Source organism: Aeromonas sp. FDAARGOS 1407, from assembly GCF_019048725.1.
Taxonomy (GTDB): Bacteria; Pseudomonadota; Gammaproteobacteria; order Enterobacterales; family Aeromonadaceae; genus Aeromonas; species Aeromonas enteropelogenes.
This window is the reverse complement of record NZ_CP077399.1, coordinates 4,142,919-4,160,817: the sequence shown is the minus strand read 5'-3', so window position 1 is coordinate 4,160,817 and position 17,899 is coordinate 4,142,919. Positions and strand designations below refer to the sequence as shown.

Below are 17,899 nucleotides of genomic sequence, written 5' to 3'. Positions count from 1 at the left end.
AACCCCACCCAATTCTCAGTTCGATGACACTGGCCGCAATGAGGTTTGCTGTGACCAGCCGGAGTGAGAGTGATGCCCAAATCAGCCATTGCCGTGGCCATCTTGAATGCAAGACCAACCGCCCTGGGGTTGGCAGTGCTCGATGCAGCCCTTGGCCCGAGCGACGACGGTTGGCACCAGTTGCTGCCGGTCGGCCCGTTCAAGGCCCGCGATGGCCGCCCATTTGATGTTCCTGGTGGTCACTGGCAGCTCGACAAGAGCATCGCCACCACCCTGATCAATCGAGCCAAAGCGCTCGGGCAAGACATCCTGATCGACTACGACCACCAGACCCTCCATATCGAAAAAACTGGCAAGGAGGCCCCGGCCGCCGGTTGGTTCAGCGGTGACGAGATCAAATGGCGCGAGGGGCAGGGCCTCTTTATCAAACCGCGCTGGACGGATCGTGCCGCTGCCATGGTGGCTGCCAAAGAGTACCGATTCCTTTCTGCCGTCTTTCCCTATGACGCCCAGGGCCGCCCGCTGGAACTGCGGATGGCCGCCATCACCAATGATCCCGGTGTGGTGGGTATGCAGGCTCTGGCGGCGCTCAGTGCGCTACCCGCTTCCCAACCTGGCCAGCTGGCCAACCCCTCCAAGGAGACATCCATGAATGAACTGCTGAAAAAGCTGCTGGCCAAGCTCGGCATCGAGCTGACCGGCGATCCCACTGACGAGCAACTGCAGAAGGCGCTCGCCGAGCTCGACAGCCTGCAGGCCAGCGCCAAGAAAGCACCGGAGCTGGAGGCGGCACTCACTGCCGAGAAGGCATCGCTGGCCGCGCTCAAGGCTCTACCTAGTGGCCAGATTGACCTGGCCAAGTACGTACCGGTGGAGACCTATAACGCCCTGGTAACTCAGGTGGCGAGCTTAAGCGCCAAGGTCGAGACCACGGATGCCGCGACCCTGATCAAGGATGCCCGTGCCCAGGGCAAGGTGGTGGCCGCAGAAGAGGAGTATTTGACCGCCTATGCCGCCCAGAAAGGGGTGGCTGCTCTCAAGGCGTTGCTGGAGCCCCGTCCGGCGATTGCCGCACTGGCTGCCAGCCAGACCACTCAGGTGACCCTGCCCGATCGAGCGGGGAATGCGGTGCTCTCGGCGGATGACAAGTATGCCGCCGACCAGCTCGGTATCAGCCACGAGGAGTTTGCCAAGGCCAAGCAGGCTTAAACGCAGACCCTACCACGCCATTTATCCAGAGAAGGAACACCCGTATGGCCATGATTACACCCGCGCTGTTGCAGGCCCTCTTCACCGGCTTCAAGAAGAACTTTGAAGACGCCAAGAGTGAAGCGCCAGCCCAGTACACCAAGATCGCTACCGTGATCAAATCGACCACCAAGTCCAACACCTATGGCTGGTTGGGCAAGTTCCCCAATCTGCGCAAGTGGGTCGGTGATCGGGTGATCGAGTCGATGAAGGCGCACGGTTACCAGATCGTCAACGAAGACTTCGAGGCCACCGTCGGCGTCGATCGCAACGATATCGAAGATGACGAGCTGGGTATCTACGCGCCGATGTTTGCCGAGATGGGCCGTTCGGCGGGTATTCACCCCGATGAGCTCTGCTTTGGTCTGCTCGGTGCTGGCTTCACCACGCCTTGCTATGACGGCCAGTATTTCTTCGACACCGATCACCCGGTCTATCCCAAGGCCGATGGCACAGGTACCCCTGTCTTGACTGCCAACGTGGTGGTGGATGCCGGTTATCAGGGGGAGCCCTGGTTCCTGCTCGATACCAGCCGCGCCCTCAAGCCGGTCATCTTCCAGGATCGCAAGTCACCGCAGCTGATTGCCATGACCAAGGTCGATGACGAGGCGGTATTCACCCGCAAGGAGTTCCGTTACGGGGTCGATTGCCGTGATGCCGCAGGCTTTGGCTTCTGGCAACTGGCCTTTGCCAACAAGCGGGCGTTGACCCCCGACAACCTGTGGGATTCTTTCTCCAAGATGCGGGAGTTTCAAGCCGATGGTGGCCGCAAGCTTGGGGTGAAAGCGACTCTGCTGGTGGTACCGCCCTCTCTTGAGAAGTTGGCGACCCAGATGCTGGAGCGAGAGCTGGATAGCAGCAGTAGCAACGAGCTGAAAGGCAAGTTGGAGCTGGTGGTGGCTGACTACCTCTAACCCTGCGTTATGCCTGTTTAAAGCGGGGTTAAACAGCTGCCATGCACTGTTTAACCCCCGGTTTAAACAGCCTCTCTATCAGATACGACGAGGAAAACATGAGATGGAACAAGAGATGGAACTGGCTATTCGAGTGGGGATTACGTCAACAGTTCGTCAGGTCTATTTTCGCGCGGGCCTGCCGATTGTACCGGGCAAGTCTGAGATGGTTGTGTCGCCTGAGCAGTGCGCGACCTTGGAGAACGACCCGCGTCTGGTGGTCGTCCGGTTGGTTGAAGACGCCAGCCTTCAGGCAGGTGATGCACCATCGGCGCCTGGGGATCTGGACGCAACACTGGGCGTCCTGACCGGTTCGGGAAATCTGGAGGGAGTCGCTACCCTGGCGGGCAAGGTCACGCCGCTGGCCGAGATGAAGGTCGATGACCTGCGCTCGCTGGCGGTGCAGATGGGTATCCCGGATGCGGCCAAGCTCAAGAAGGCCGAACTGGTGACGGCGATCGCAGCGACCGAAGTGCAATACCAGGTCAAGGATGAGCAGTCATCTGGCCAGAGCGGAGAGCAGTGATATGTATGCCAGCGTCAATGACATGGTGATCCGCTTTGGCGAGGCCGAGTTGCTGCGCCTGGCCATGACGCCGACCGGTGAGCTGGATCAGGCGGCCATCACCATCGCCCTGCAGGATGCAGGCGCCTTGATCGATGGCTATCTGGCGGGTCGCTATCCCTTGCCGCTGGCCCATATCCCGAGTGCCCTGGTACCTATCTGCGCCGATATCGCCCGTCACCGTCTCTATGGTGAACAGGCCCCGGAGCAGATAGCCAAGCGTAATGAGGCGGCCCTGGCCTTTCTGAAATCGGTTGGCAAGGGGGAGCTGGCGCTGGGGTTGGCATCCGATGGCGCCACCCTGGAGAGCCAGAATCTGGCTCAACTGCAGTCGGATGGGCGGGTGTTCGGGCGGGATAAGGGGGGCTTTCTATGAGCCAACCCGCCAACCAGTCTGGCACCGAACTCGACTACCTGCAGGCGGGTGAACGGCTGCGTGAGTTGCTGGCCCCCCTCAAACCTGCGGGGCTCAAGGAGGTGTTTGTGGCCACCGATGTGGCAGCCATCGCCAATCTGGGCCAGCACAGTCCGGCGGTGCATGTGGTCTATCAGGGCGAACGTGAGAGCGAAGGCACCCAGTCAGGCCGGGCCAGCAGCTTTGATCAGCTCTGGTTGCTGGTGCTGGTGCATCGCGCCAGCCCCAGGGAGGTCAGTGCCGGAGTGTGGCTTGCCCGCATCCTGCAGGCCGTCAGTGGGCGAGCATGTGGTGACAGTACCTTTCGCCGCGAAACCCCACCGGTCAAACCCAGTTACAGCGGCGGTGCGGCTTATTTGCCGCTTGCCTTTACTACCCGAGTGAAATTCAAAGGAGAGCGATGATGAGCGAAACACTGCACCTGGAAGGGGATCTCTTTATCGAGACCTTTACCAACGGGGTCTCGGCCGGGGTGATTGGCCCCATCGATGTGGATAGCCTGGAAGTGAAACCCGACAGCCAGAAGATCTCGATTCCCAGCAAGCGCAAGGGGCAATACGGTCAGGCGCGGGAGAACTACCACATTCCCAAGCCTGCCATGGTCACCATCAAGACCACCGAGATCCCGCCCGTGCTGCTGGCCGCTGCCTTTATGGGTCTGGAGAGCCCCATCAATCAGGGGGCCGGGACGCTGACAGATCTGCCGGTCGTGCTGCCCGCCTGGCCGAAGTGGGCCCAGCTGGGCAAGAGCAATATTGCCTCGACTGGCCTGGCCATCAAGGAAGGGGTCACCGCGCTGGTGGTGGGTACCGATATCGAGGTCAACTATGCGCTCGGGCTGGTACGGGCGATCAAGGAGGGCTCGGTAGCGGATGGCGGTAGCCTGACGGTCAGCGGTACCTATAACGCGGTGACCGGTACCCGCATCGCGGGCAACATCCAGCCGGAGATCAAGGCGCGGCTGCTGCTCGATGGCCGCAGTATCGTCAGCGGCGAGGCCATCAAACTGACGGTGCCCCGTGCCAGCTTGTCCCCCAAGAAGGCGGTGGACTTTATGAGCGATAAGCCCATCGAGATCGAGCTGGAGGGGGAACTGCTGGCCGTGGATGGCGAGACCGCCCCCTTCTATGTGGATCGACCGGTCACCGTTTAACCCCTGCTTGTTGTTCAACCGACGCAAAGGCCCCGATCTCTCGAGGCCTTTGCTTATGACTAATCCGCCATAAACCCGCCCCTCCCTGCCCATCCTGCACCATATGGCAATCGGCCCAGTAGCCTTATGAGCGCAGGAAATCTGATGAGCACCAACACCACCCTCAAACTTGCCCTGGAGCTGGCGGCTAAAGTCACCGGTCGGGAAGACCTGGCCGCGTTGGCGGGTGAGGTGCAGGAGCTGGGCCCTATCTCGGACGAGACGGCCGCTGAGACGACACGGCTGGCTGAAACCCTCGAATCGCTAAGCAGCCAGCAGGCGCTGATCCAGCAGTTCAATGACTCCAAAGCCGCCCTGACCCAGCTCGAACTGGCGACAGTGCTCAGCCGTGACAAGCTGGAGCAGTTGCGCCGTGAGCAGCAAGCAGGCGCCGGTGATGCCAAGGCGCTGGCCGAACAAGAGCGGTTGCTGGCTTCCGAGGTCAAGCAACTGGAGCGCCAGCTGGTCGCTCAGTCCGCCAGTCATACCCGCCTGCACGCAGGGCTCAAGCAGTCCGGGCTCGATACCAAGAACCTTGCCCAGGAACAGCAGCGCCTGCAGCGTGAGCTGAGCAAGAGCGTCGCCCAGACCGAGCGGCTGGGGCGCGAACTGAGCCAGGGCAGCCAGCAGGCTGGTGGCTTTCAGGGGGCTATCGGTAGCCTGACTGGGCGCCTGGTGGCGCTGGCGGGTACCTGGTTCGGTATTCAGACCCTTACCACTCAGCTCACGGCTATGTTCCAGACCGGCGATCAGGCCGAGCGCCTCGATGTGCAGCTCAAGGCGGTGATGGGGTCGATTGCCGGTGGCAAAGAGGCGTCAGCCTGGATCCAGGATTTTGCCAAGAACACCCCCCTGCAGCTTGATGAGGTGACCCAGGTATTTGTGCGCCTCAAGGCGTTCGGCATCGACCCCATGGCGGGGGCCATGCAGGGCATTGTCGATCAGGCGTTCAAACTGGGTGGCAGCTTTGAAGAGGTGCAGGGCATCTCCCTTGCCCTTGGCCAAGCCTGGGCCAAGCAGAAACTGCAGGGCGAGGAGATCCTGCAGTTGATTGAGCGCGGTGTGCCGGTGTGGCAATTGCTGGAGCAGGTCACCGGCAAGACCACCGCCCAGTTGCAGAAGTTGTCCGAAACGGGTCAGTTGGGCCGCGACACCATTGCCGCCCTGATGAACGAGATCGCCGCCCAGTCTGCCGGGGCTGCCGCCGACAATATGAGCCTGCTCTCCGGGCTTATCTCCAATGCCCAGGACAACCTCGCCAAGTTCTACCGGATGGTGGCCGAAAGCGGGGCTCTGGCTTGGCTGAAAGACCAGCTGGCCAGCCTGAACGCCGAGTTTGAACGGATGGCCAATGATGGCCGTTTGCAGGCATGGGCCCAGCGCCTTTCCGATGGCTTTATCGCCATGGGGGAAACCCTCAAGTCGCTGATCCAGACCCTCTATGAGTGGCGTACTGCGCTGACCGTGTTGGCCCAGGCTTGGATCGGCCTGAAAATCGCGGGTTGGATTGGTGATCTGCGCAGTCTCTACGCCCAGTTTATTGCCATGCCAGTGGCGACAGCGACAGCGGCAGGCGGCATGACCACTGCTGGAACTGCAGCGGCAGCGGCCTCGATCGGTGTTAGGGCCCTGGGCTTGGCCATCAAAGGCTTGCTGGCCGCCGTGACGGTTGAATCGATATTCCAGATCATCCGTCTGGCCACTGCCCTCAAGGAGTGGATGCAGGCCGAACTGGCACTCCGAGAGTCCCAGGCTCTGCGCGCGCAAACGCAAGCCCAGCTCAATGGCCAATTGGCAGCCCTTTCTGCGCAACTGGGTATTGCCATTACCAGTGTGGAGGACATGGATAAGGCGATCGCAGATGGCAAGGTGCATTACGACGAAGCCACCGGAAGCTACCAGCGCGGTGCTGCGGCCCTCAAGGATATGGGAGAGCAGGCCAAGAGCACCCGTGACTATCTGGCCGAGATTAATGCTGTGGCCAAGCAAACGGCGACAGATGGTCCGGCCAAGTTGGCCAAGGCGTTTGAAGAGTTAGGGCTCGATTTCGAACGGGCCAATGGCCGTATCGGTGCGGGCTTTCAGAAGACCCTCGGCGCCCTGGATGTGCTGGTGGCGCACACCGGCGCAAGTAGTGCCGCCATCGAGGAGGCGCTGGCCGCCGCCTACAACAGCGCCAAGACCACCGCAGAGATCGATGCGGTGATCGAGCGCCAGAAGCAACTGGCCGCCCAGGGCAAGATCACCGGGGATGCGCTGGCCCGCTCCATGGCTATCGCCGCCGATGCCATGGCCAAGGTCAAAGGGGGGAGCGGCGATACCAAGCAGGCAGTCGCGGCCATTGGTGATGGTTTTGACGAAGCGGCAGCGCGGGCCAAAGGGGCCACAGATGCGATGCGGGCTAATCTGCGCGGCGTGCAGGATGAGGCCAAGCAGACCCAGGCCAGCCTTGCCAGTAGCGGCGGGGGCGGTGGTCGAGGCGATATCACTCGCACCGTGAATGCCGGTTCTTTCTACTACAAAACCGTGGATATCAATAGCCTGCGCGGTAATGCCGATGCCCTGGCCAACACGCTTGCGGGGGTGGAAGAGGAGCTGGCCAGCTACAGCCAGAAGGTCAGGGACATTCCAGCTTACAGCGAGTGGAGCAAGTATTACGGTGAGAAGTTCCAGAAAGAGATGGAGGCCATGCAAGCCCGTCTCAAAGAGGAACTGAGTAAAGCCCAGGCCAAGGAGGCAACCAAGGGTAACGCCACTGAACCACCGCCTCCTGCAGAACAACCCACAAGAGGTTCCTCCGCTTCGGGAATACGCCACCCCATAGCCGAGCGGATCATCATCGAACTCAAAGGGGCGGGGGGCTCGGCCGAACTGCAGGCCGATGAAGCCAATGCCAACGCCTTTATCAACCTTCTTAAACAGCAAGGACTGCGGCAATGAACGTGACCTTAAACAGCGTGCTGCTGCCAGATGATCTGGTCTGGCGCGATGAATTCGAGTGGGCGCCGGTCGAGCAGGTGGTGACTCCGACCCTGAGCGGCGCCCTGCTGGTAGAGGAGACAGCCAAGCCCGAGGGGCGGCCGCTGACCCTGAGTGGGCATTGCTCCCGCGCCAAGGTGCAGGAAATCAAAGTGCTGGAGGCTCAGGTGGCCCAGCTGATGACGTTGACCCTGCTCGACGGGGTGGCTCGAACAGTGGTCTGGCGCCGCCCTGGCGTGGTAGCCACGCCCTTGTATGAGTTGGCTGACCCAGACGGTGATCACCCTTACGCCCTGACCCTGAATTTGACCGAGGTAACCCCATGACCATTCTATCTGGCGATATCAAGCTGATGGCCAGTCAGCGGATGACCGACACCGAGGATGGTGGCGGGCGCATCACCGGCAAGGAGATCGTCAGCGGTGAACATAACAGCATGTTTCCCGATGTCAGCGATCTGGATCGGGCCTATGGGGTGGTCAACCTGCGCAAGGCGTTTCTGGCCGTGCAGACCGACGCCACTGACACCTACTATGGCGCCAATGCCACCGTGCTGTTGCCGCCAGCAGACCAGAACGTGGGCCTGTGCCTGATGACCACCAAGGATCATCACGACACCCGCAGCGATGCCCGCGACGTGGTGGAGCGCTATCTGGCCCGTGGCCCGAAGTGGCAGGGCTTTCTCTACGATACCCAGCTTGAGGGACAAAGAGCAATCCGCTTCTTCCAGCGGGTCGAGGCCCGCCTGCCGGAAGTGGGGGAGACCATGGTGCTGGTCGGCAACGAGAACAAGGCCGGGGAGTTCGAGCAGTATGTGCGGGTACTGGACGTGACCCAGAAGCTGACCAAGTTCCAGATCCCTGGTGTCCCCGAGTTCACCCGCAACGTGGTCACCGCCACCCTGGCCGACCCCTTGCGCTACACCTTCGAGGGGGAGCAGCCGACCCCCTATGACGTGGTAACCAACCCCAAGACGGCGCTGCGGGAAACCGTGGTGGCCGATGCGGCCAACTACTACGCCACCACCAAGTTGGCCGACGATGCCACCTTTGGCGCAATGCAGGTTCGGGCCAAGACCATTTTCACCCAGCTGGTGCCCGCAGCCCGCAGCGAAACCCCGGCGGTGGATCTCACCGCTGCCGGTGAGCTGGCCGCCCTGGTCGATTCGGGGCACGGTCTGGTCACCATCAACACGGCGGCAGTGATCGCCCCCAGTCGCGGCCTGTTCCTGGGCAGCGGGGCCAAGCCTGGCACCGTGGCCATCACCATCGGCGCGGCGGTGATCACCGATAAGGGTGGCGAGTTGGTTGTGGCCGGTTCCGTGGTCGGCTCCATCGACTATGGCCGTGGTCAGCTGGAGTTCAATGCCCAGTGCCCGAACTACGGCACCCAGAGCAAGACGGTGGCGTTTTGGCCTGCGGCCAGACCAGCCCGCATCGCCGACACGGCGCGGATCGAGGTCAAGGCCAATAACCGGGGCTATGCCTACACCATCACCCTGCACCCGACCCCGGCGCCAGGCACCACCACCATCAGCTTTATGGCACAGGGGAAATGGTACGACCTGAAAGACAACGGGCGCGGGGAGCTGCTGGGGCTGGATCGTTCTTATGGCTCTGGCACCATCAACCTGGCCACCGGGTCGGTCATGCTGACCCTGGGCGCCCTGCCGGATGTGGATACCGCCATCATGTTCAGCTGGGCCACCCCGGTGAACTACACCAACCGCAGCGGACAGGCCATCAGCATCGGCAAGAGCGCCTGGCAGCTTCCCCACACCGGGATCACCCCCAAGAGCCTGATCCTGACCTGGGGGGATGGCAAGCAGGCCACCGATGCGGCTGGGGATGGCAAGATCCGAGGCGATATCACCGGCATCATCAACTATGCCGATGGGATCATCGACCTGGAGCACGTCACCCTGCCAGCCCTTGGCCAGGAGTACGCCGCCCAGTACCAGTATGGCGAGCCGGTGACCGAGCACCATATCGAGCCCAACCGCCTGACCGGCGCCGGGGTCGAGGGGCACCTGTCCATCGTGCTCGATGGCAAGGATGGCGGCGGCGCCCATAACCTGACGCCGGGATCGGTACGGGTCAAGTTCAACGCCCTCTATCACAAGTTCGACGTGGACGATCAGCAGCTGGTGATCCAGACCCGCGATCCCATCATCACCCTGCGCGATGACGGACTGGGCAAGCTGATCGACGCCAGCGGCAACGTGCTGGGGGCCATCGACTACGCGGCAGGCACCCTGCACTTTATGCCGGATGGCTCCAGCCCCCTGCCCAAGCCGAAATATGCCTGGGTGACCGTGGGCACCCGCTGGGAGGGTAACAGCGAGATCGCCACCCAGCGCTGGACGATGACCGGCATCGAGTACCACAACACCGCCTATACCTTCCCTGACGGCGAGCAGGGATGGGTGGATGTGACCTACCGCAACAACAACAGCGCCGAGGCCCAGAATGCCACCCTGACCGCTCAGGCGCTGCGTATCGACGTGACCCCAGGCTTTGCCGAGGCAATCCTGGAGGGGTCGCTGCGCTTCACCCTGGGGGGCTCTACCTACGTTGACCGGCAGGGCCTGATCTACCGCAACCCGGATCCCGAGACCGGGGCGGGCATTCAGGCGGGCACCATCGACTACTCCAACGGGGTGGCAGTGCTGGCCGACTGGGCGGCGGGGGCGAGCGCCCAGCCATCGCTCCAGAGCCTGGCCACCTCGTTCAGCGCCCAGTCGGTGGATGCCGTGACGTTCCGCACCCCCGGCGCCCCGCTGGCACCGGGCAGCCTCTACATCAGCGCCAACACCGCGAGCGGACGGCGTATCGAGGCCACGGCGGACGGGGACGGCTTTTTCACCACCACCGACATGGATGGCAAGGTGAATTACCAGACAGGCATCGTCACCGTGCGCTTTGGCCGCAAGGTCACGGCGGCAGGCAACGAAACCCAGCCCTGGTATGACGCCGAGCAGGTGGGGGAGGATGGCAAGATCTGGAAGCCGACCAGCGTGGTGGCGGACTCCATCCGCTTCAACTGCGTGGTGTTCAGCTATCTGCCGCTCGATGCCGACATTATCGGGCTGGATCCGGTGCGCCTGCCGTCTGATGGCCGGGTGCCCTTCATCCGCAAGGGGCAGATCGTGGTGGTGCATAGTACCCAGCGCGGCGCCTACCCGATGGGGGTGACGGCTGGCCAGCAGTTCAACACCGGGCGCCAGCGACTGGCTTACTGCCATGTGGAGGACAAGAACGGCAAGCGGCTCGATCCCGCGCTCTACAGCGCCAATCTGGATAGCGGCGTGGTCACTATGGCCACCCCGTTGAACCTGACCGGCTATGCGGAGCCGCTGACGGTGGTGAACCGGATTGAGGATATGAGCCTGGTCACCGATGTGGAGATTTCTGGCCGCCTGGTGCTGGCCCGCCCCCTGTCTCACGCCTATGACGCCGCCGACACCCTGGTATCGTCGGCCCTGATCATGGGTGACCTGTGGGCGCGTTACACCAACCTGTTTGACCAGCGCACCTGGACGAACAAATGGCAGGACTTTGTAGACGGTGACCAGTCAACCGCCCAATACAACGATACCGATTTCCCCATCGTGGTGACCAACCGCGCCACCCTGGAGGAGCGCTGGTCCATCATCTTCCAGTCGAGCACCAGCTTTGTGCTGGTCGGGGAGCATGTCGGCCAGATCGCCCTGGGGGACGTGAATACCGACTTTGCCCCGATCAACCCCAACAACGGCCAGCCCTATTTTCGGCTGGACAAGCGCGGGTGGGGGGCCGGTTGGGCGAACGGCAACGTGCTGCGGTTCAACACCAAGGCAGCCAATTACCCGATCTGGGCGATCCGTACCGTGCTGCAATCGGTGGCGGCCAGCGAAAGCGACCGCTTTGAGCTGCAACTGCGCGGCAACGTCAACCGCTAACCGGGTGGGGCACCGTGCCCCACCCCATTTAATTTTCGTGGGGCACTCTTTTTAAGAGCGGCGCCCCGCTAATGGAGAGCTATCAGATGGCTGTTTATCCGGTGAAGTGGTACGCAAGCGAAATGCAAGGCGCCCCGAGCCTGGGCGATACCGCAGACGGCGCCCTGGCTGCGCTGCTCAAGGCGGTGCTGGTGACCGGCTTTGGCACCCTCAGTATCAATGCCCTGTCGTTCGATGCCGCCAAGGGCTGGGCGGTGGCCACGTTCAGTGGCGGCCATGCCTATCTGCAAGATTCGGTGATCCAGGTTGAGGGGGTATCGCCTGCCGCCTACAACGGCGAACACCGTGTGATGCAGGTCAGCCCCACCCAAGTCTGGTTTGAGCTGGATGGCGGCAATCCGGGGGCGGCGGGCAGTGGCGCGGCCATGACCATGAAGGTGGCGCCGCTGGGCTGGACGATTACCCACGAAAGCGCAGACGGCAAGGTGTTTATCGTGCGCCCGACCAATGTCAGCGAGTCGGGTAACGTATCGTGGCGGATTGATAACAGCGCGTTTAGTGGCTGGACTGGCACTAATGCATATGGTGTTCCATCCTATCTGGCCAAGATCTCCATGGTAGAGGATGTGGTGGATATCAATACCTATACCACCATTTATGAACACCGTTGGCCAGCGACCCAACGATACGCATCAAAAGTCTGGGATCTGATAGGTGACCAGCAGATGCTTTACTGGTTGCCAGCGATTGGAAACCTCAGCTATCAAGCCGTTTATTGCGCGGGCTATATCCGCTCCATCAGACCCGGTGATCGTTATCATGCTGTACTCTGTCACTATGCATCAACCAGCGCTGCTGATAACAACATACGATGGGATACCAGAGAAGGTGTAAGCCCAAATAACTGGGGTACGCCACTCACTGCCTTCGACCAGACTGCGCAGCGAGCGATAGCCCGCCCCTATCATCAGCTATTTGGTTCAACATCTTGGTTGTTAAAAGGGCTGTTTGGGCGATTTGGGGCTGGTTTGTTAGTCCCTAATGGCCCTGACAATGGATTCTACTTGTCCACCGACCCCTGCATGGTGTTGGAAAACGGCCCCCATCTGCGCGGTTATATGCCGGGGTTTATTGTCCCATACGGTGACACTACCGCTTGGCACCGTAAAAACTTTGGTGACTTGCCAGCACTGCCTGGCAAAAAGGTGCGTTTTATCCGTGGCCTGTATCAGGCAAACGTCTACAACGCCGATCCGCGCTCACTGATTGGGTTCGATATCACTGGGCCGTGGAGGTAAATCATGGATCCCCTGGCTGATAAGGTAAAACTATATTGCTCATTTGACACTAGCAGCACACCACCTGGTCTCATGCCAATTGATAACCGTGTGGTCAATCAAATTACTTCGGTGGATCTGGCCAGTGTAGGGCTGTCCGCCCCGTTATTTGATTCAGCTACCAAGTGGAAGGGGTCAGCGGCTCTTGATGCAACATTTCCACCCAACGGGCGGATTGTTGACCAGGATTCAGCTGCTTATGGGTTAACGCCAGCAAACCCAAAATTAACGGTTGAATTTTGGGCATATCGAAAAACTGCCGCCGCCACACTGACGATAGGTAAGTCAGGTAAAGGCAACGTTTCATATACAAACTGGGGCATCGGGTTCAAAAACAATGGCGCGGTATATGTCAGCCTGGGGATATCTGGCTACATGTACGGCACCTCCCTTGGTGGGCTTGAATCGGCAGCTAACATAGTGCCAATAGGGGCATGGACACATATTGCCTTGGTCATGGATGGCCCCAATGCCAAGATTTATATTGGCGGGGTATTGGCGGTAAATTACACCGCTGGTCAGCACCCTGGGGATAATTACCCATTGCCATTTTATATCGGTTGCGAAGATGCCCAAACAAGCTCCTTTACGGGTTATCTGATAGATGACCTGCGGATCACGGCAGCAGTGCGATATACCGGGCCATTTACCCCGGCAGATTACAGCGTGGACTATCCGCCATTTATTGGCGGTGGAGTAGCTGCCAAGTTACACCAGAACACTGCAATTGCTGCCAACCAGGAGCCCCGCAGCCAGTTCCAACCGCAAGATGTGGTCTGGCGCGGCACCCCGCCGATGTATGCGGGGCCGGTCAATCTCCAGCAACAGACCCAGTACCCGCTCTGCAAGGGGCGGGATTACTATTGGTGGCGTGATGGGGTGCGCAATGTGGAACAGGGCTATATCGAGAGCACGGTGACCATCAGCGGGGTGGGGGTGCGGCGCCGGGTGCTCTGCTTTACCCAGGATGGCGAACTGGTTGGCGAGACCTACAGCCGCGCATCGGATGGGGTCTATCGGTTCGATCTGCTGTGGCTGAACAAGCGTTATATGCTGGTCGCCCAGGACGATCCCGCCTTTGGCCCCGCCGACTATAACGCCGTGGCCGCCGACTACCAGGCACCGAAACCCTACCCGCCTGGCGGGGGTGTGGCCCCTGCGCCGTTCCCCATGCTGGCCCCGCTCAAGAGGAAATAGCCATGCTCACCTATGTGGACACGCTGCGCACCAGCCGCGCCCAGCTGCTGGCAATGGCCATCGACACCGGCAGCGGCCCCAGCGCCACCCTGACCGTCTACACCGGCACCAGACCGGCGCCGGGGGCGGCCATCACCGACCAGCTGGCTCTGGTGGTGCTCAAGTTTACCCACCCCTGTGCCAAGACGGTCAGCGGCGGGGTGCTGACCCTGAAACCCCTGGCCGAGCAGATGGCCACCGCCAGCGGCGCCCCCACCTGGGGGCGCATTGTTGACCGGGATGGAACATTCGTGGCGGATCTCGATGTGGGGGTGCCAGGCAGTGGCGCCGATCTGGAGATACCGGCCAGCGAGTTTTTTGCCGGAGCCCTGATCCGCATCAACAACGCCACCATCACCGAACCGTAACCGGGGGGCCATATGGCCAGAAAGGATGCGAGCTTAGAGCTGCGCAAGGCCCGCAGCACCACCGGCCAGCTGGAGCTGAACCAGGCCGAGGTGGTGCGCTATGAGGCGGTGCTGCGTGGCGCCGCCATGCCGCCGAGCCTGGCCGTCTCCCCCGACCTGCTGACCCTGCCAGCAAGCTGGGCCAGCCAGCCAAACCGCCCCATAGCCGCGCTGGGCGCTGCCGTGGTGCTGGAGGGGAGTCTCGCCAGTACCACCGCACCAGATTGCGCCATGGTGGGCGCATTCGTCATTGAGTGCGGCATGACGGTGCAGGCTCAACAGCCGATCCCGGTACTGGCCGGGGAGTACGATATCAACGTATTCCGAGGCCCGAGCCATGACGCCGCCAGCGACTGGGATCGCGCTGGTCTGGTCACCAGCGGGGTAGAGAGCAGCTGGCAGCGGCCCGATCTGGTTCGCGCCGTCAATGAGGGGGATTGGCAGGAGGCCGCCCCCGCCAGTGTCGAGTTGGTCGAGCATGGCGCCATCATGCCAAGGCGCTATGAAGTGGCGGCATCCCGGTTTGAGGAGGGGGCCGCCGTTGGCCACCACCACGGCCAGCAGGTCGAACACCTGGCCCCTGGCCATGCCGTGACCCGCACCCTGTGGGTCGAGGGGCAACAGGCCAGCGCCTGGCAGGTGAGCGGCTATCGCAACCCGCCGCGCTTTGACCAGGTTTGGCAGGCCGACCAGTGGCAACAAGGGGATGCCATTGGCCGCACTCTGACCGGCCAGCGCTGGCACCCTGGCTTGCCGCTGTGGAAAGGGTGGCGGGATCATTGGGAGGAGGGGGCGCAACCCGCTCCAGGTGAAAGCCCGGATCCCAAGCCGCCGATCATCCCGGAGCGCCCAGACAAGCGCACCCTGCGCCTGGAGTTTGGCCGCAAGCGCGGCGATGCGGCGCTGGAGTTCGTGTGGCAAGGCAGTGAGGCAGCAATCGTCATTCCAACCAAGAGGGTTTATCTGGTGAGCAATACAGCAAGTATCGTGCGGGTACGGGATGGGCTCGATATTCCTGCCACGGCGGTAAGTATCGAGCTCGATACCGACTCCTGGGCATGGCAGTTCAGCGCCCAGATCCCCCGTATCGCGGCGGCTGCACTGACCGATGAGGAAGAGGTCAGCATTCATATCAACGGTCAGCAATGGGACTGCGTGTGCGATGGTTGGCAATCGAGCCAGAGCTTTGGCCGCGAGTCGGCAACGCTGACGGGACGCTCTCGCACCGCTTACTTGTCACCGACCCATGTATTGGCGCAGGCGGTAAGCGAGCCTGCTGCCGCGACCATGGCCCAGCTGGCTGCTGCCGTATTGCCGGTGGGTTGGACGCTGGATTGGCAAGCGGCTGACTGGTTGGTGCCTGCCGGGTTCTTTAGCCTGGATAACCAGACCCCGATCGAGGTGGTCAGGTACCTGGCCGAGGCGGCCGGTGGCTTTGTGCTGCCACACCAGCGCAACCGCCATCTGGTCATCAAACCGCGTTACCCCACAGTGCCATGGCAGCTTGATACTGCAGAGGCCGATGTGGCGATCCCCCGCGCCATCATCACGACGCTGGGCAGTGACTTCCAGCCGGGTCATGCCGCCAACGGGATCTGGGTAAGCGGTGGCCATCAGGGCATCAGTGCGCGGGTGGTGCGTCAGGGGACGGCTGGCGAGCAACAAGCGCCGACCATCACCCACCCGTTGGTGTGTGATGTGACGGCTGCCCGTGCCCAGGGTGTGGTGGGGCTGGCCAAGACCATGCCCAAGCGTACCCAGACCATTGAACTGCCGTTGTCAGCTGATACCGGCTTGATCCTGCCGGGTGCGCTGCTCGCCGTGGACGGTTGGAAGGGTTACAACCGGGGCGTCAGGGTATCTGCTGCGCTGCAGAACAGGGCCATGACGGTGCGCCAGCAACTGAGTGTGGAGCGATTTGTATGAACCTGTTTAAGCGATTCCTTGAGCTGGTACCGGGTGCTGATCCCTTGTTGGTTGGTACCGTGACCGCAGTAGGTACCACGACCACCACTCTCAGCGCGTTGGCGGGTGGAACAGTCACAGTACGTGGCACAGGGATAGCTATCGGCAAGAAGGCGTTTTACAGGGGAGGGGAGCTGGCAGGAGAGGCGCCGGATTTACCGACCTATGAGATAGAGGTTTAATGCCGGTTTAACTGGCTTATCAAACTCAGTGATTCCGTGCCATCAAGTTTGATAAATTTACCGGCCGGTAGTTTTTCGTTTTCGGTGAACATCTTTTTCATTTTCGGCGGCGGGCTACACTTGCGGTAGCCGTAACCCTTGATGTCGGCCGCAGCCTCTTGCAGACAGCCTGCGCCCATCAGGTTGATCGCGGGGATATAGAACTTGAATGTTGCCATGATGGAATTCCTGTCGTTAGCCATTAAGTGGTATGCGGGCTTCAACATAGCACCCAGAGAGGGGATGGAAAGGGGTCAATGGTATCTGTTTTACAACTTTATGGACTCGATCACGTACTGGCGAAACGGGGTACGACAGGGATTGACAAGGGGGAGAGACAAATGGCGACGCGAAAAACGTTTTCTAATTAATTCATCAAGTTAGCAAACGTTTTGCGCGCAATTTGCGGCTGTCAATGCATGGAAGTGTGAGGCGCTTCAAGGAATTGGCAGACGCTTTCGCCCATAGTTGGCCCTTCCCCGAACAGGGGAGCAGGCTTGAAACCTATTATTAAGAATCATCTTATCGTGCGCCCGGACCATGTTTGGCAGGGGGCAACCAGGAGTCCACTATGTCTGATGTTTTTCACTTGGGTTTGAAAAAGGCTGATCTGCAAGGCGCCACCCTGGCGATCGTCCCCGGTGATCCCGAGCGCGTGAAGCGCATCGCCGAGCTGATGGACAACCCTGTGCTGCTGGCCAGCCACCGTGAATTCACCACCTGGCGCGGCGAGATGGACGGCAAGGCCGTCATCGTCTGCTCCACCGGCATCGGTGGCCCGTCCACCTCCATCGCCGTGGAAGAGCTGGCCCAACTGGGGATCCGCACCTTCCTGCGCATCGGCACCACCGGCGCCATCCAACCGCACCTGAACGTAGGCGATGTGATCGTCACCACCGGCTCCGTGCGTCTCGACGGTGCCAGCCTGCACTTCGCCCCGATGGAATTCCCGGCCGTCGCCGACTTCGAGTGCACCACTGCACTGGTCGAGACCGCCAAGGAGCTGGGCTCCAAGCTGCATGTGGGCGTCACTGCTTCTTCTGACACCTTCTACCCAGGTCAGGAGCGTTACGACACCTTCTCCGGTCGCGTGGTACAACGCTTCCAGGGCTCCATGAAGGAGTGGCAATCCATGGGCGTGCTGAACTTCGAGATGGAGTCAGCCACCCTGCTGACCATGTGTGCCAGCCAGGGCCTGCGAGCGGGCATGGTGGCCGGTATCATAGTGAACCGCACCCAGCAGGAGATCCCGAACGCCGAAACCATGGCGAAGACCGAATCTGATGCCATCAAGATCGTGCTGGGCGCTGCCCGCAAGCTGATCTGATCGCCCTCTTTGTAACGAAGAGTACCGAGTGGGGGGTGGGGGCCGTTGCGAAAGCGCGGCCCCTATCTTTATCCGCCGTTTCCCTGTTCTCCCGTCCGCTCGCCGTTCACCTTC

General features: G+C 61.2%; 16 protein-coding genes. 15 read left to right on the top strand and 1 reads right to left on the bottom strand.

Going from position 1 to position 17,899, the window contains the following annotated elements; genetic code table 11:
- The first annotated feature begins 72 nt into the window (after window positions 1-72).
- The 14 genes from I6L37_RS19405 to I6L37_RS19340 all read left to right on the top strand — a co-directional run bounded on the left by I6L37_RS19405 (window position 73) and on the right by I6L37_RS19340 (window position 16,419).
- On the top strand, window positions 73-1,209 hold the full coding sequence (locus tag I6L37_RS19405; RefSeq protein WP_216992722.1) for a phage protease: 1,137 nt from the start codon (window positions 73-75) through the stop codon (window positions 1,207-1,209).
- 44 nt (window positions 1,210-1,253) lie between these two features.
- A complete protein-coding gene (locus tag I6L37_RS19400; RefSeq protein WP_216992721.1) occupies window positions 1,254-2,162 on the top strand; it encodes a Mu-like prophage major head subunit gpT family protein in 909 nt (302 codons plus the stop codon).
- A 103-nt stretch (window positions 2,163-2,265) separates the two neighbouring features.
- Complete coding sequence (locus I6L37_RS19395; protein WP_216992720.1) at window positions 2,266-2,727, top strand: Rho termination factor N-terminal domain-containing protein; 462 nt, start codon at window positions 2,266-2,268, stop codon at window positions 2,725-2,727.
- On the top strand, window positions 2,693-3,142 hold the full coding sequence (locus I6L37_RS19390) for a gp436 family protein (RefSeq protein ID WP_254203514.1): 450 nt from the start codon (window positions 2,693-2,695) through the stop codon (window positions 3,140-3,142). Before I6L37_RS19395 ends, I6L37_RS19390 begins: the two co-directional genes overlap by 35 nt.
- Window positions 3,139-3,585 carry a hypothetical protein gene (locus I6L37_RS19385; protein WP_216992719.1) on the top strand — a complete coding sequence of 149 codons (447 nt, stop codon included), beginning with the start codon at window positions 3,139-3,141 and terminating at the stop codon, window positions 3,583-3,585. Before I6L37_RS19390 ends, I6L37_RS19385 begins: the two co-directional genes overlap by 4 nt.
- On the top strand, window positions 3,585-4,334 hold the full coding sequence (locus tag I6L37_RS19380) for a hypothetical protein (protein ID WP_216994216.1): 750 nt from the start codon (window positions 3,585-3,587) through the stop codon (window positions 4,332-4,334). Before I6L37_RS19385 ends, I6L37_RS19380 begins: the two co-directional genes overlap by 1 nt.
- Before the next feature lie 144 nt (window positions 4,335-4,478).
- On the top strand, window positions 4,479-7,313 hold the full coding sequence (locus I6L37_RS19375) for a tape measure protein (RefSeq protein WP_216992718.1): 2,835 nt from the start codon (window positions 4,479-4,481) through the stop codon (window positions 7,311-7,313).
- Complete coding sequence (locus I6L37_RS19370) at window positions 7,310-7,678, top strand: hypothetical protein (RefSeq protein ID WP_216992717.1); 369 nt, start codon at window positions 7,310-7,312, stop codon at window positions 7,676-7,678. Before I6L37_RS19375 ends, I6L37_RS19370 begins: the two co-directional genes overlap by 4 nt.
- Window positions 7,675-11,292: a curculin (mannose-binding) lectin protein gene (locus I6L37_RS19365; protein WP_216992716.1), complete on the top strand. Its 3,618-nt coding sequence runs from the start codon at window positions 7,675-7,677 to the stop codon at window positions 11,290-11,292. Before I6L37_RS19370 ends, I6L37_RS19365 begins: the two co-directional genes overlap by 4 nt.
- 86 nt (window positions 11,293-11,378) lie before the next feature.
- The gene (locus I6L37_RS19360; RefSeq protein ID WP_216992715.1) at window positions 11,379-12,590 is read left to right on the top strand and encodes a hypothetical protein; all 1,212 of its coding nucleotides are present in this window, start codon (window positions 11,379-11,381) and stop codon (window positions 12,588-12,590) included.
- Window positions 12,591-12,593: 3 nt separating this feature from the next.
- Window positions 12,594-13,826: a LamG domain-containing protein gene (locus I6L37_RS19355; protein WP_216992714.1), complete on the top strand. Its 1,233-nt coding sequence runs from the start codon at window positions 12,594-12,596 to the stop codon at window positions 13,824-13,826.
- Window positions 13,827-13,828: 2 nt separating this feature from the next.
- A complete protein-coding gene (locus I6L37_RS19350) occupies window positions 13,829-14,233 on the top strand; it encodes a hypothetical protein (protein WP_216992713.1) in 405 nt (134 codons plus the stop codon).
- A gap of 12 nt (window positions 14,234-14,245) precedes the next feature.
- On the top strand, window positions 14,246-16,198 hold the full coding sequence (locus I6L37_RS19345) for a hypothetical protein (protein ID WP_216992712.1): 1,953 nt from the start codon (window positions 14,246-14,248) through the stop codon (window positions 16,196-16,198).
- Window positions 16,195-16,419 carry a hypothetical protein gene (locus tag I6L37_RS19340; protein ID WP_216992711.1) on the top strand — a complete coding sequence of 75 codons (225 nt, stop codon included), beginning with the start codon at window positions 16,195-16,197 and terminating at the stop codon, window positions 16,417-16,419. Before I6L37_RS19345 ends, I6L37_RS19340 begins: the two co-directional genes overlap by 4 nt.
- Here I6L37_RS19340 and I6L37_RS19335 read toward each other — a convergent pair.
- A complete protein-coding gene (locus tag I6L37_RS19335; protein ID WP_216992710.1) occupies window positions 16,416-16,637 on the bottom strand; it encodes a hypothetical protein in 222 nt (73 codons plus the stop codon). The genes I6L37_RS19340 and I6L37_RS19335 overlap by 4 nt on opposite strands.
- A 392-nt stretch (window positions 16,638-17,029) precedes the next feature.
- Here I6L37_RS19335 and udp point away from each other — a divergent pair, with 392 nt between their 5' ends.
- Window positions 17,030-17,785, top strand: coding sequence for a uridine phosphorylase (gene udp, locus I6L37_RS19330; protein WP_042072075.1), 756 nt, complete (start codon window positions 17,030-17,032; stop codon window positions 17,783-17,785).
- Window positions 17,786-17,899: the final 114 nt, after the last annotated feature.

Bases quoted from the DNA above. Each gene is read 5' to 3' on its own strand.
- I6L37_RS19405 (WP_216992722.1), top strand. From the start codon at position 73: ATGCCCAAATCAGCCATTGCCGTGGCCATCTTGAATGCAAGACCAACC.
- I6L37_RS19400 (WP_216992721.1), top strand. From the start codon at position 1,254: ATGGCCATGATTACACCCGCGCTGTTGCAGGCCCTCTTCACCGGCTTC.
- I6L37_RS19395 (WP_216992720.1), top strand. From the start codon at position 2,266: ATGGAACAAGAGATGGAACTGGCTATTCGAGTGGGGATTACGTCAACA.
- I6L37_RS19390 (WP_254203514.1), top strand. From the start codon at position 2,693: ATGAGCAGTCATCTGGCCAGAGCGGAGAGCAGTGATATGTATGCCAGC.
- I6L37_RS19385 (WP_216992719.1), top strand. From the start codon at position 3,139: ATGAGCCAACCCGCCAACCAGTCTGGCACCGAACTCGACTACCTGCAG.
- I6L37_RS19380 (WP_216994216.1), top strand. From the start codon at position 3,585: ATGAGCGAAACACTGCACCTGGAAGGGGATCTCTTTATCGAGACCTTT.
- I6L37_RS19375 (WP_216992718.1), top strand. From the start codon at position 4,479: ATGAGCACCAACACCACCCTCAAACTTGCCCTGGAGCTGGCGGCTAAA.
- I6L37_RS19370 (WP_216992717.1), top strand. From the start codon at position 7,310: ATGAACGTGACCTTAAACAGCGTGCTGCTGCCAGATGATCTGGTCTGG.
- I6L37_RS19365 (WP_216992716.1), top strand. From the start codon at position 7,675: ATGACCATTCTATCTGGCGATATCAAGCTGATGGCCAGTCAGCGGATG.
- I6L37_RS19360 (WP_216992715.1), top strand. From the start codon at position 11,379: ATGGCTGTTTATCCGGTGAAGTGGTACGCAAGCGAAATGCAAGGCGCC.
- I6L37_RS19355 (WP_216992714.1), top strand. From the start codon at position 12,594: ATGGATCCCCTGGCTGATAAGGTAAAACTATATTGCTCATTTGACACT.
- I6L37_RS19350 (WP_216992713.1), top strand. From the start codon at position 13,829: ATGCTCACCTATGTGGACACGCTGCGCACCAGCCGCGCCCAGCTGCTG.
- I6L37_RS19345 (WP_216992712.1), top strand. From the start codon at position 14,246: ATGGCCAGAAAGGATGCGAGCTTAGAGCTGCGCAAGGCCCGCAGCACC.
- I6L37_RS19340 (WP_216992711.1), top strand. From the start codon at position 16,195: ATGAACCTGTTTAAGCGATTCCTTGAGCTGGTACCGGGTGCTGATCCC.
- I6L37_RS19335 (WP_216992710.1), bottom strand. From the start codon at position 16,637: ATGGCAACATTCAAGTTCTATATCCCCGCGATCAACCTGATGGGCGCA.
- udp (WP_042072075.1), top strand. From the start codon at position 17,030: ATGTCTGATGTTTTTCACTTGGGTTTGAAAAAGGCTGATCTGCAAGGC.